Source organism: Arthrobacter silviterrae, from assembly GCF_011045165.1.
GTDB classification, from domain to species: Bacteria; Actinomycetota; Actinomycetes; order Actinomycetales; family Micrococcaceae; genus Specibacter; species Specibacter silviterrae.
Map to the genome: position 1 here is coordinate 53,648 of NZ_JAAKZI010000028.1, position 12,648 is coordinate 66,295.

General features: G+C 62.7%; 8 protein-coding genes. 3 read left to right on the top strand and 5 right to left on the bottom strand.

Features of this window, described 5'->3' with window-relative positions:
* The first annotated feature begins 76 nt into the window (after window positions 1-76).
* Window positions 77-1,777, top strand: coding sequence for a hypothetical protein (locus G6N77_RS14830; RefSeq protein WP_165182945.1), 1,701 nt, complete (start codon window positions 77-79; stop codon window positions 1,775-1,777).
* 118 nt (window positions 1,778-1,895) lie between these two features.
* Here G6N77_RS14830 and G6N77_RS14835 read toward each other — a convergent pair whose 3' ends face one another.
* Genes G6N77_RS14835 through G6N77_RS14845 form a run of 3 tightly spaced genes read right to left on the bottom strand, consistent with a single transcriptional unit; the run spans window position 1,896 to window position 6,555 of the window.
* Entirely contained in the window at window positions 1,896-2,423 is a 528-nt protein-coding gene (locus G6N77_RS14835; RefSeq protein ID WP_165182946.1) for a DUF4381 domain-containing protein, read from the bottom strand.
* A gap of 29 nt (window positions 2,424-2,452) precedes the next feature.
* The gene (mobF, locus tag G6N77_RS14840) at window positions 2,453-6,001 is read right to left on the bottom strand and encodes a MobF family relaxase (RefSeq protein ID WP_165182947.1); all 3,549 of its coding nucleotides are present in this window, start codon (window positions 5,999-6,001) and stop codon (window positions 2,453-2,455) included.
* Complete coding sequence (locus tag G6N77_RS14845; protein WP_165182948.1) at window positions 5,998-6,555, bottom strand: hypothetical protein; 558 nt, start codon at window positions 6,553-6,555, stop codon at window positions 5,998-6,000. The genes mobF and G6N77_RS14845 overlap by 4 nt, the downstream gene beginning before the upstream one ends.
* A 413-nt stretch (window positions 6,556-6,968) precedes the next feature.
* Between G6N77_RS14845 and G6N77_RS14850 the strand changes: the two genes are divergently transcribed.
* Both G6N77_RS14850 and G6N77_RS14855 read left to right on the top strand, forming a co-directional pair.
* Entirely contained in the window at window positions 6,969-7,154 is a 186-nt protein-coding gene (locus G6N77_RS14850) for a hypothetical protein (protein ID WP_165182949.1), read from the top strand.
* 6 nt (window positions 7,155-7,160) lie between these two features.
* On the top strand, window positions 7,161-10,391 hold the full coding sequence (locus G6N77_RS14855; RefSeq protein ID WP_165182950.1) for a DNA polymerase III subunit alpha: 3,231 nt from the start codon (window positions 7,161-7,163) through the stop codon (window positions 10,389-10,391).
* A 106-nt stretch (window positions 10,392-10,497) separates the two neighbouring features.
* On the opposite strand, the gene nrdH is transcribed toward G6N77_RS14855, so the two are convergent.
* Both nrdH and G6N77_RS14865 read right to left on the bottom strand, forming a co-directional pair.
* A complete protein-coding gene (nrdH, locus tag G6N77_RS14860) occupies window positions 10,498-10,734 on the bottom strand; it encodes a glutaredoxin-like protein NrdH (RefSeq protein WP_165182951.1) in 237 nt (78 codons plus the stop codon).
* Between the two features lie 49 nt (window positions 10,735-10,783).
* The gene (locus G6N77_RS14865; protein ID WP_165182952.1) at window positions 10,784-11,806 is read right to left on the bottom strand and encodes a DUF4192 domain-containing protein; all 1,023 of its coding nucleotides are present in this window, start codon (window positions 11,804-11,806) and stop codon (window positions 10,784-10,786) included.
* Window positions 11,807-12,648: the final 842 nt, after the last annotated feature.

Here is a 12,648-nt window from a genome sequence, read left to right on the forward strand (position 1 = left end):
GTGCGGCTTAGGCCGCGCGGTGCGAAGAATTTCGCTCGAAAACTCCTGCGAAACGGTGTCCAGAGAGGCGGAATTGGTGGCGGATGAAACGGAACCTCCAAACTCGACCGGCGATGAAGGTAGACGGCCAGATCCGGACGGACCTGGCCGTCGGCTTCCCTGGTTCGATCGTTTACAGAATGGATTGCTCTCGTTCGCTGGTCGCCGCTTCTACGGGCAACTACCTGCATTCGTGCATAAGCCCTTCGATGTACTTATTGCATGGTTGTATCGTCTGAGCTCCGTCCATCATGAAAAATCTCGGCCCCTCAACGATGGGAACTACAACATAGTTATCCCTACGGATGAACGGATCAGCGTTCCCTATGTTTGGGTTGTCGAAATGTTTCCACCGAGTTATGCAGACGGAATGTTTCGGTCGATAAGGCGTGCCGGATGGACACAAGATTCCCCATTATTGGGGACGAACGTTGAAAACATTATTCGCAGGGCACGGCAATCCGGCAATCTAGGCTCTCGCTCAATTGCCAAGCTGGTGGACCCGGCCGAAATGGACCAAAGCAGCCGGCGGATATTCGGATATAAGGCGGAACGCTTGCCACCGATGTTCAAGTCCATTGATGTAACCCTAGTCGAGCTTGGCAGTTCACTTACTGCATTGGTGGCTGGCTTCGAGCTAAAGCAGCATGACTCACTTCGATTGGACCGTGCGTTGCGGGCCGTACGTGAGCCTGTCGTCACCAATTTGGGGCGAGGCGCCCATAGCGTCCGAAGCAGATTGGATGAGTCAAATCGATGGGTAGAAAGGGAACGAGCTGCAATCCATGACCAGGCTCGCGGATGGTTCGTCCGGCGGATGCCTGGAGTATTCGCGGCTGAAAGCAGAGGCAAACAGCTGCCGACCATGGATCTGATAATCACTGAGATCGCTAAGCCATTCGTGACCACTTTCCGAGATGGAGGCAACTATCTTCCAGCGCTGGGCCTGAGTCCCGGGCTCTTTCGAACAACTGCTCCCGAACTGCCCGGGATATCGTTCACGCAATACTCGCCCGGTCATCAATCGGACCCTAATCGTGAGTATGACCTATATTCCCTTTCTGGTTGTTTGTTGGACATTCCTAACAACGACGATGCGACGTCCGGTGGTGAGCCGCCGTCAATTAGAATCATTGCCAATGAGGTGAACGAGCTCGTGCCGCGTTTCCTGGCTCGTCTCGGTATCACAGCTCTTTTGGGACTCAAATCACGAAGTTCAGCAGCTTCACGGGACTTAGCTCACGATCTGCATTCCCGCCATGCAGTCAGAAGTACCAAAAAGCTTCGCGAGTCGTTTCTCCGCGGTAGCTTAGATACGCTGTCTATAGCCAGTGGCGTTCGGTTGATTACAACTTTCCCAAATGATTACAAATGGAACGTAATGGAGTTCTTCACGGAACGCAATTTGATACCCACTCTTGAGTCTGTGAGCCAGCACGTAGAGCCTGAAAGTCAGCTTTCAAGCATGTTATTGTATCAACGGCAGCAGGCGAAATCGCTTCTACGAGATGACGCCGAAACGAGGCAGATTTTGGGGGTTGTGGCATCGCTGACAGGATCAATTGAGGGGATGCGTGTTCAACGATGGGCTCTTTGGATCTCCCTTTTGTCTCTCGTCACCGCATTAATCGCGATAGCGATATCAATCGCCGCTGCGGATGGAGGTTCGGCCCATATGGATGTCGTTCGCAGCATTTTTAGTGGTCTTCGAATCTTTTGGAGGAACGTGATCCAGTAGTTATCTAAGTCCTATCTTTTTGCAAAGAATGAAAATCTCGTTCCATAATTTTTTCCCACCGCTACAATTCCGGCTACTTAGTTGGGTTACTGTCATACTTTTTATCATTAGAAATGATTTATCCGTCTCCATACCCGCCTGCCGGTGCCACTGCCCGGCAGTCACTCTCCGCGATCCTGTATGTCGGTGGCCAGGGTTGCCCGATGTGGACCTGGTTCGGATCCGGAGTAATGAGCAGGACGGATCCCGGCCAGTACGTTCCGCCAGCACCTTCGATCCAGGCGGGTTGCCGGTAGCCGAACTGGTTCCACGTGATTGTGACCCAGGCACCGGTCGGCTGCACTTCCTCAACGCTGAGAACCGTCACTTCGGTGGTCGTGGCGCTGGTTCGTTTGACGTCCGCCAATTCCTGCCACAGCCGTTTTGCGTTGTCTTTCCAGCGCCGGGCACGGCGGACCTTGAACACCCATCGCAGCACCAGAAGCGCAGAAATGACGAGAAAAATAACTGTCGTCGCAATCAGCCATCCGGGAGCCGGCCAGTTCGCAACGGTCGCCGGAACCAGGTAGAGCGTGCACGGAAAAGCGACAATGCTCCCGCCGAGGACAACCGGTGAGACCACGTCCGGCTTGATCATCGGGTTCATGACCACCACGCTTCCTTTCGACATTCAGTTTAGAGCGACGGCCCGACATCGATAAGGGGCTTGTGGACAATTGGCGCGTGCATGGCAGCCTCGCCCTTGTCCGCCAACCCAGCCGAGCTTGTGAGCATCGACTGGATCAGCCGTTGGATCCGGTCATGTTCCTGCGTCTGCTCCCATTCAAAAGTGGCGGGCACCGGGCCGAGCGGATCCGCGGGCGTTTCGATGTCCCAGCGGTCACGGTAGGCGGCAATGTCACTTACGACGGCGGCCCAGCGTTGGGCGTCAATCTCGCCTCCCGCTGTGGCTCGGAGGGAGCGAACCCACGGGGGCATGCCCGTAAGGGCTTCCCTGGCCACCAGGGTGCGGCGGCTGGCGGTACGGGAGCGTATCTGGTTGATCATCTCCTCCAGGTCTGGCCTCGTGGTGGTCAGTTCCTCACTCAGCGCGTCCAACTGTCTGGAATGTCCTGTCCCGGTAATTGTGCGTAGGCGTGCGTGGATGACTGCCATGTGGTCCTGGGCGTCGCCTGGGTGTAGGAGTGCGCCCTCCAGCACCCGCGTAGCACCTCCGGGATTCAATGCGGTGGCCCGGCGCCACGCAGCCACGCCGGCACCCCAGGAGGGGGACTGCTGAAGGTAGGTGACGACGTCGGGCATCACCTTGGCGATGACCGCGGCAAGGTGCTCGCCGGCGGCGAGTTGGGCGAGGTAGTCGTATTCTGCGGCGAGCCTCTCGAGCGTGTCTGCCTTGTTGGCCTCGTTGGTGCGGACTTCGTGGGCCGTGCGCTCGGCCCCTTCCGCGGCGAGGACTTCGCCGAGGATCTGCCGCCAGCTGGATGACGGGATGGTCATGGCCGGTTCATCGGCGGCGGGGTTGGATTCGCACACATAGGCGGTGTTGCTGGTGCGGCCGCGGGTCATGCCGACGTAGAAGAGTTCGCGGGTCAGTCGGCCTTGGGTGAGGACGGTGTGGCTGGTGTCGACGGTAATGCCCTGAGACCGGTGGGCCGTGGTGGCGTAGCCGAGTTCGGCTGATTCAGCGAGATAGCGGGGATCAAGCCGGACTGTTGCACCGGTGTCCACGCGCCGCCCGAGGACGCTGCCGTCCCTTCGCGGGCGTTTGATGATCCGGAGGAGGGTGCCGTTGCGCAGGTAGTCGCCGTTGCTGTCGGTGAGGTGGCGGTTGTTCTTCCGGGCGATGATCATGTCCCCGCGGCCCGCGGTCAGGCCGTCGCTGAGGGAGATGGTGTGTTCTGCGTCGACGAGTCCTGCGGCGACCAAGTCGGCATGTGCGCGCTCGTTCAAGGTGGTGACTGTGTCGTTGTCCGGCGCGATGAGGATCGATGACTTCCCATCTTGTCGGTCCGATTCCCAACGTTGGTAGGCTTCCTCAACCATGGTGTCGAAGGCACCGTGCCGGATTCGGCCGTGGGCGGCATACTCATCCACGGCTTCGATCGTGCCGTCGCGGAGTTGCAGGGATGCGGGGCCCTCCCAGGCGTGAATGAAGCGGTGGATGCTGGTCAGTTCCACGGCCTTGCCGCTGCGGTGGAGCCAGCCGAGGATGCCGCCGGCGTCGATCGCGTCAAGTTGGGCCGGGTCGCCCACCAGCAGCAGTTTTGCCCCCGCGTCAGCTGCCTGGTGGACCAGCCCCGTGAGTTGGATGGTCGAGACCATGGAAGCCTCATCAATGATGACGAGCTGGTTCCGCTTGAATTGCCATTGCGCCTGCTGGAGGGAAATGCTGGCCAAATACTTGTTGGCCAGGCCGCCCGGCCGCTTCCGGGTTTGTTCCAACGAGCGGAACCGTTCGGCGCGGTTGTTGGCGCCCTGTCCGACACTTTCGTGGAGCCACTTGGCAACGTTTTCCGCGACGATCCCCAGTTCATGTGCCAGGACTTCGGCGCTGGCCGCGGCCGGTGCAAGCCCGACGACGCTGCCCTCGCCGTGGGTGTCCTCCCACGCTGACTTGATGGCCGCCAAGGTGGTGGTCTTGCCGGATCCTGCGGGGCCAACGACGGCGTCCAGCCGGTTTCCGCTGTCGAGGACAGTCTGTGCCGCGGAGAGCTGGTCCGGGGCGAGGCCGTAGCCTGAGCGGTGCCGGTATGAGGCGAGGTGGCTGGAAGCCTGGGCGACAGCGATAGCCGGCCCGCCGGTGTTGTTCCTTGCCTGCAGGATGAATTGTTCATTGGCGAGGGTGGAGGCTGAGGTGAAGAGGCGGGCGCCGGGGAAGTCGAAGACCGTGTGGCCGGCGAAGGTGAGGTCCTGGGTGGCGTTGACGGGGAGCCGGTAGCGGGCGTTGTTGAGCGGAACGGATTTGCCTTGGGCGTTGCTGGTGATGGCGTCGATCATGGCGCGGCGGTCGGCGGGGGAGTCGCAGCGGATGTCGGCGCAGGTGCGTTCCGCTTCGGCGAGGATGTTCCAACGGTTCCAGGTGGCCCGGCGTTGCGCGACGCCGTCGCGGGTGACGGTTCCGGCGGCATCGACCCATTCGGGGGTGAGGTCGCAGGCGCGGACTGGCCGTAGCTTGGAGCGGTGGGTGGTGGCGTTGACGATGGATTTGGGGGTCTGGCCGAGACCTGTTGCGCGGCTTTGCCATCCTGCTCGCAGATCGTTCAAGGGTTTCGGGGTTTCGTCCTTTGCCTGGCGAGTGGAGAGGGTGGCGATTTGTCGGAGTTTGATGACGGTGGTGGCGCTGGGCGTTTTGCCGTGTGCCTTGTGCCAGTCGCGGATGAGTCTGTCCGTTTCAATGTTGATGTTGCGGCTGCGGTTGGAGAATTCCTGGATGAGTTCGTTGTTGATGCCGATGAGTTCGTGGCTGGGGTTGCGCTGCCGGGCGATGGGGGCGCGGAAGTCCGCGTCCGTGCCCAGGGTGCGCTGGAGCTCGTCAAAGAGCAGGCCGTTGTATTGTTCGCTGGCCGCGACGACGGCCTTGAACAAAGTTCGGGAGTCCAGGGTTGCCCAGGCACCGTCGCTGGCCCGCTGGACCCGGTTGGCGATGACGAGGTGGGTGTGGAGCTGGGGATCGCCCGTGCGGGATTCCCAGTGGTCGAATGCTGCAGCCATGGCTCCCGTGGTGCCGACGTGGGCCACGCCTCCGCGCCCGGTGCGTGTGTGGATGGCCTGGTCTTCCAGCCAGTCAAGGACCGTGTTGAGCGCGCGGTGGTGGGCGGCGAGGACTAGTTGTTGGACGTCCTTGTCGGCGAGGGCCCAGAGTACGGAGACGGATTTGGGAGCGCTGAAGGTTAGGTCGAAGCCGGCGACGGCGTGGCGTTGCCGCTCCTCGCCATTCCGGGCGGCAACAGTGGTGTGTCCGTGGAGCCTGCCGAGGATGGCCTGGGTGTCGGGGTGCGTGGCATGGGAAAAGACTGACTTGGCGTCTGCTGTGGTGACTTGTTGGAGGGGCCGGCGGTTGATGCCGCCAAGGCCGTGACCCAGCCAACGTCCCTGCGGGGTGCCCGCCTTGACGTAGTACGTGGTGGCATCGGGAATGGGTGAGAGGGCGTCGTCCTGCATGGTGGTCTTCAGCAGGTAACTCAGTCCGGTGTCGGCGGTCAGCCGGAAGAGCGAGACGGTCATTGGTCCGGCACGAGGGTGTTGGTACGCCAGCCGCGGCGGGCGAAAATTTCCCGCGTTGCCTTGTCGAGGGGGAGGCCCAGGCGGGCGGAAAGTTCGAACAGCCGGCCGGCAATTTGCATGAGCTCCTTGATGTCTGCGCCCTGGCTATGTAGAAGGCGTGCATTCTCAAGCTGCAGTTCCGTGACCTGCGCTTTCAACTCCGGGATTTCGCAGGCGATGTCGACATTGATGGTGGCCAGGTCCCGGAGCCTGGTCCGAAGTTTTTCGGTCTCGCGCTCATGCTGGGCAGCTTCGGCTTCGAGTCTTTGTCTGGCATGTGCGTCCGCCGCGGCGAGCTGCCGCCGACATTTTTCCTGGGTATTCTCCAATCGCATTCTGCCCGCCGCGGCCGAGTCCTTGAGTTGCGACTGCAACATTTGCCGGGACTTCGCCCGGTTGCGCTTCTGCCATTCCCGGTCACGATGGCGATGAGAACATGTGGGGGAGCAGTACCGTTGCGTGCCGCGTCGCGGGTCAAAGGAGGTTCCGCACTCGGCGCAAATTTTCGTATCCATACCAGTTCATGGTGCTGGAGAGGGATTACAGCGTGAGTGGCCGTCGATGCAGAAATCGACGGGCAGGGCCTTGGATGCAAGAGGTGTGAGGGATTTTTTGGTTGCGGCGGCGGGGTGGGGGCGAATTGGCCGTGGGGGCGGGCTTTGGGTTGGCGCCGGGAGACGGTCGAGGGTGGGGGAGGTAGTGCTGGGAGGCCTGTGGTGGCGGGGGCCTTGTTCGTGGCTTGGTGGGGTGGTCGCCTGAAGATGTCAGTGGCGCATTCTATTGTCGAACACGTATTCTATTAACGGGTTTGTGTGTAGAGGTGTGTTCGATGGTTGTTGGTGAACGTGTGGACGTTTGGACGACTCCGGCGGGGAGTCCGTTGGGGTTTGCGTGGCGGTCGGGACGGTATCGGATGACGGAGATGCCGATGCGGTTCTTTACGCGCCGTCCCTGGTGGACGGAACAGGACCGGGTCACCAAGGGCATTGGTGCCCAGGTTCTCGAGACGGAGGTGTGGCGCCTGACGGCCACGCGGCGCGGCCGTTCGGCGGAGCGGGTGTTTGAGTTGACGCGCGAGGATTCCGGGTGGCGGCTCGCCAGGATCCTTGGCTGAGCACCTGTGTTCATTCATTTGCATGTTGCCTCCGCCTTTTCCGCCCACTACGGGGTGGACTGGGCCGACACCCTGGCCGCCGCGGCCAGGGATGGCGGCGCCGATGCCCTGGCGATCACGGACCGTGATGGCTTGTACGGGGTGCCCAAGCACATTGCGGCCTGTCGGCGGGCGGGGATTGACGCGATCCTTGGCGTGGAGCTCGCGACCTTGGACCGCGACGGCGGGGTGGCCGGCCGTGTTGTGGTCTTGGCCCACGGGCACAACCAAGGGGCGGGGTATGCGGCTTTGTGCCGGCTGGTGTCCACGGCGCACACCCGTTCGCCGGTCGGGGTGGGCCCGGAAGAGATTGCGGGCCATTTGCTGACGGGGTCCGGGCCGGTCGGGACGGTGTTGCTGGGCCCGCTCTCGGATGTCGGGCGGCGGGTCGGGGCACGCCGGGAGGGCCTGCCCTTGCTGCGCGCCTGGCAATCGGTCCTGCCGGCCGAGGCCTTGCGTGTTGAGGTGGTGTCTCATCTTTCCGAGCCCGGGCAGCCGCTCAGCCACCCGCACGCCATTCGCATGCTCCGCCTGGCCGCCCGGTCCGGGATCACGCCCGTGCTGACGAACATGGTCCGGTATGCCGAGCCTGACGGGGCGGTCACCGCGGATGTCCTGGACGCGGCCCGGGCCCTGGCCTGTCTGGATGAGGTGGGCGTCCAGCCGACAGCCCAGGGGTGGCTCAAACCCGTGGCAACCATGAAGGCGCTGGCCTCGGAAATTGCGGTGCTGGGCCAGTTCGGGGCGGGGGCGGCCAGGGCGCTGCTGGCGCAGACTGAAGAACTGGCGGATGCGTGCCGGATTGATCCGGTCACCGATGTGGGCTGGGGTGTCCCCGTCATGCCGGAGGCCTCCATCATCGGCATCACCGGCGATCCCCTGGCGGAGCTCTGGGAACGGGCCACGGCGGGCGTGGCAAGCAGGTATCCGGGACTCCGGGCCAGGTCCCGGGCGGCTGTGGAGGAGCGGTTGCGGGCTGAGATGGGAACCATCGCCGAGCTCGGGTTCTCCTCGTACTTTCTGACGGTGGCGGAGGTGACCCGGCTGATCCGGGAGATGGGGATCCGCTCGGCCGCCCGCGGCTCCGGGGCCGGCTCCCTGGTCAACTATGCCCTGGGCATTTCCCAGGTCGACCCGATCCGGCACGAGCTGTTGTTTGAGCGGTTTCTGAGCACCGAGAGGCAAACCCTGCCGGATGTTGACATTGATGTGGAGTCGGCGAGGCGGCATGAAATCTACCACCGCATTTTCGAGCGCTTCGGCCCGGAACGGGTGACTTTGATGTCGATGCAGTCCGGGTACCGGGCCCGCGGCGCGGCCCGGGACGCCGGGATGGCGCTGGGCATGGCGCCGGGGGACATTGACGGGATCGCGAAGGGGTTGTGGAGGTTCTCGGCGAGTGAATTCCGGGAAGCGTTGGATGAAAAGCCGGAACTGCGCGATCTGGCCGGCCGGGTCGAGGGGAACCGGCAGCTGGATCTTCTCGTGGACATCACAGAGCGCCTGGACCGGCTCCCGCGGCACATTTCCATGCACCCGTGTGGGGTCATCCTCAGCTCGGCTTCCTTGTTGGACCGCACCCCGGTCCAGCCCTCCGGGATGGGCCTGCCCATGTCCCAATACGACAAGCACGACATGGACCCCATGGGCCTGATCAAGCTTGATGTGCTGGGCGTGCGGATGCAGTCCGCGATGGCCTACGCCACCACGGAAATCCGCCGCACCACCGGCAAGGCCATCGACCTGGAGGCCGTGCCGTTGGATGACGGGCCGACCTTTGAACTCATCCGCTCCACCCAAACCCTGGGGTGTTTCCAGATTGAATCGCCCGGGCAGCGCGAACTCATCGGCAAGCTCCAACCGACCGTCTTTGACGACCTCATCACCGACATTTCCCTGTTCCGCCCCGGCCCCATGCAGGCCGACATGGTCAAGCCCTTCCTGAACCGGCGCGGCGGCTGGGAAACCGTCGCCCAACTCCACCCCGACCTGGAACCGGTGCTGCGGGGCACCTACGGGATCGTGGTCTTCCACGAACAACTCATGCGCATCCTGGACATCTTCACCGGCTGCGGCCTCGCCTACGCCGACGTGCTCCGGCGCCACCTCAGCAACGACGAGAAACTCCCGGCAGTCGAAACCTACTTTCGGGACCGGTCCGCCCAACGCGGCTACACCCCCGACGCCATAGAGAAGGTGTGGGGCGTGGTGAAGGGTTTTGGCTCGTTCGGTTTTTGCCGCGCCCACGGGGCAGCGTTCGCCGTCCCGACCTACGAATCCGCCTGGCTGAAAACCCACTACCCGGTCCAATTCCTGGCCGGGCTCTGGACCCATGACCCGGGCATGTATCCCAAACGCCTGCTCGTCGCCGAAGCCCGCCGGCTCGGCATCCCCATCCTGCCCCTGGACGTCAACGCCTCCACGGACGAGTACGTCGTTGAACCCGCAGGGGATCGCGGCCTGGGGATCCGCATGTCCCTGGCGGACGTGAAAGGCATCCAGGCCAAGGAAATCGAACGCATCCTCAACCAGCGGCCCTTCGATTCCCTGGCCGACCTCAAGCAACGCGCCCGGCTCCGCGTCTCGACGATTGAGAGCCTGGCCCTGGTCGGAGCCCTCGACTCCCTCTACACCGGAAACCACCACCGGAGCCGGCGCGACCTGGCCGCCTGGAACCAGGCCACCCGCCACGGCAAACGCGCCCACGTGATCCCCGGCCAGCTCGCCCTGCCCCTGCCGGCCATCGACGCAGCCACCATGACAGCCGGCGAACCGGAGATGACCCCCGTCGATGTCACCCGTGCCGAACTGGACATCCTCTCCCTCGACGTCACCCACCACCTCATGGACTCCCACCAACCCCTCCTGGACCAGCTCGGCGTCACCAAAGCCAAAGACCTCCTGGGCCTGCGCAACGGCACCTTCGTCCGCGTCGCCGGGGTCCGGGTCGCCACCCAAACACCTCCCATGCACGGCGGCAAACGCGTCGTGTTCATCAGCATCGACGACGGCACCGGCTGCATCGACGCGACCTTCTTCGCCGACGCCCAGGAAAACGTCGCCCCGCCCATCCTCTTCAACACCCGGCTACTCCTGATCGAGGGCACCACCCGCCGCACGGGCCCGCGCGGCATGTCCCTCCAAGCCACCAACGCCACGGACCTCACAAAGATTTCACTGGCGGAACGTGATGGATGAAACCAGGCTTGATGTCAGGTGAATGGGCGCAATCCGCTGCTCTGATTGGAGGCAGGGGAGTGCCGCATGAGGGTTTCACGCGGCACTGGATCTCCTGCTGGGACGACTATTGGATGGCGAGCCGGAGCCGCTCGATCTCGGTGGGGTTGAATCCTGACCAGTGGTGGTGCTCGGTCACCACGACGACGGGCGCCTGGGAATAGCCAAGGTCCTGGACATACTCGAGGGCGGCCTCGTTGGTGGTCAGGTCGACGACGGCGTAGGGGATGCCGGCTCGGTCCAGGCTGCGGCAGGTGAACTTGCATTGCTGGCAGCCGGGCTTGCTGTAAACGGTGATGTCCATAGGTACCGCCTGGATTCGCTTCGTGTGGTTGGAGATCCCGTGGCCGGGGTCAGCGGTTCCGGTAGCAAGTCTCTTTGTGTTGAGCCCAGCTAGAGACGACGCCGGCGCCCAGCAGCTGGTCCAGCAGCCGGGCCAAGTGGTAGTCCGGGTCGAAGGTCAGGGCAACGTGCATGTAGTTCGCGGCAGCTGTTCCCCTGCCTTTCCACCAGCAGATGTGCCCCAGCATTGTCAACGGGGCTGCGGCGTGGGACGGGGCTGCGATGGTGAGCAGCCGCTTCAAGAGGACCTCGGCGCTGTCGATCCGGTCCCACTGCGGGGCCTGGTCCGTGGCGCCAAACAATGTTGCGTCCATGGGCTCGTTGAGCCCTGGCATGTCGGCCAGGACATGGTCCCGGAGCCCCACGTTCTGCAGCCCGGCCAGGACTTCCGCGAGTTCGTCATCGGTGGGTTCAGTGCCGCCGTCAAGGAGGTCCGTCCACAGCCGGTAGGCTGCGTCAAGGCCATGGGCCGGGTTAGCGGCCATGTCCCGCATGGCGGCTTCGACGGCGTCCTGGGTGGCACGGGTGGCCGCCAGCTCGGGGATCGCGGGTGAATCGCTCTGTTCGATGAGACTGCCCCGGTAGACCATCTCGGCATTCAGGACGCTGGAATCGAGGGCTTCCAGCGGGATCTCCCTGCCGCAGAAGGTTGGGTCGTCGCCGTCATACGGGGCAAACGAGGTGGCGCCGACGATCCACACGTGGCGGACGTGCAGTCCCGCGGTCTGGAAGTGGCGCTTGAGTCCCTCAACTACGGGTGCGAATGGCTTGGGGTGTCCCTTGCCCCAAGGCTGGTGGGTGAACAGGGCGATGAGGACGGCGGTAGCGTCGTCGTCGATACCGAAGTAGTGGGCCACGCGTTCAGCGTAAGTCTCTACGAAGTCCATGTTTGAGGGGAGGTTGACACGGAGGGTGGGGCCGAGGGCGGTGCCTTCGAGGGCGACGCAGACGAGGCTCTCCTTTGGCCAGTAGCCGAGGCTGTGACCCATGTAGCTGATGGCGTCTGCCGGGCTGCTGATTCTGATCGGTTCCATTTGTCCTGCTCCTCCTGTGTGAACGGTGGCCGTGTGTTCGCGGCCGCCTGCTTTGTTGGTGCCTTCTGGTAAGAGGAATCACCGCTGGGTTTTAGGGGCCGGAGGGCAACTTGGGGTACCGGGCACGGGGCAAAAATTGTTTCGAGGAAATAAGCGACGCAGGAGCGCCGAGGAAGAATTTTTGGGGGAGTGGCCGGCGCGTAGCGCCCTGGTTGCGTGGAGGGCCCGCCCAGCGATGATGGGGTACCAGAAGGCACAACGTTGGTTGGCACAAGTTCATATGAGTCCATCGACCCAGATGTCCGATTGGCCTGACCCGTGGGGTTCCAAAGACATCGCCTCGGCGGTTGTCCATGTTTGTCCTCATACATGTTCATGGGGCTTTCCGGGTTTAACTACGTGACTTGCCGGATGGACTCAGGTGCGAAGTTCAGGCTCTGAATGAAAGACGCATAAAAGATTTGAACCCTTTTTGGCTGCCTAGGCCGAGTGGCTGGGGGTTAGGAAGTCGGTGAACCCATGGCGATAGTGAGATCCGAGTCTAAGTTTGAGAGGAAATTTGGCAGGAGAGCGTGTCAGATGGACAGTATTGAGACGACATGCGGGGTTACAATGAATGGGTTAGCGCGCAAAGCGGTAGTTTTTACCATCTGAGATGAAAATAGAATTTTCGAGTACCGCTGGCACGACGGAGCCGCCCCCCAGCTGCCCCGGGCCGGTTGTTATTCCGCGGGGTTATCCCTTGATCGCGAAGGGCAGGAGGGGTCCTGACTCACCTCGATATACCGACTAGAAGCCTGCCCGATTCGCTTTGGGATTGTGGCTCATTGTAGGCATTCCTC

What these genes read in the sequence shown, in the direction of transcription:
- G6N77_RS14850 (WP_165182949.1), top strand. Translation starts at nt 6,969, where the DNA reads ATGCGGTTCTTTACGCGCCGTCCCTGGTGGACGGAACAGGACCGGGTC.
- G6N77_RS14845 (WP_165182948.1), bottom strand. Translation starts at nt 6,555, where the DNA reads ATGGATACGAAAATTTGCGCCGAGTGCGGAACCTCCTTTGACCCGCGA.
- mobF (WP_165182947.1), bottom strand. Translation starts at nt 6,001, where the DNA reads ATGACCGTCTCGCTCTTCCGGCTGACCGCCGACACCGGACTGAGTTAC.
- G6N77_RS14835 (WP_165182946.1), bottom strand. Translation starts at nt 2,423, where the DNA reads ATGAACCCGATGATCAAGCCGGACGTGGTCTCACCGGTTGTCCTCGGC.
- nrdH (WP_165182951.1), bottom strand. Translation starts at nt 10,734, where the DNA reads ATGGACATCACCGTTTACAGCAAGCCCGGCTGCCAGCAATGCAAGTTC.
- G6N77_RS14865 (WP_165182952.1), bottom strand. Translation starts at nt 11,806, where the DNA reads ATGGAACCGATCAGAATCAGCAGCCCGGCAGACGCCATCAGCTACATG.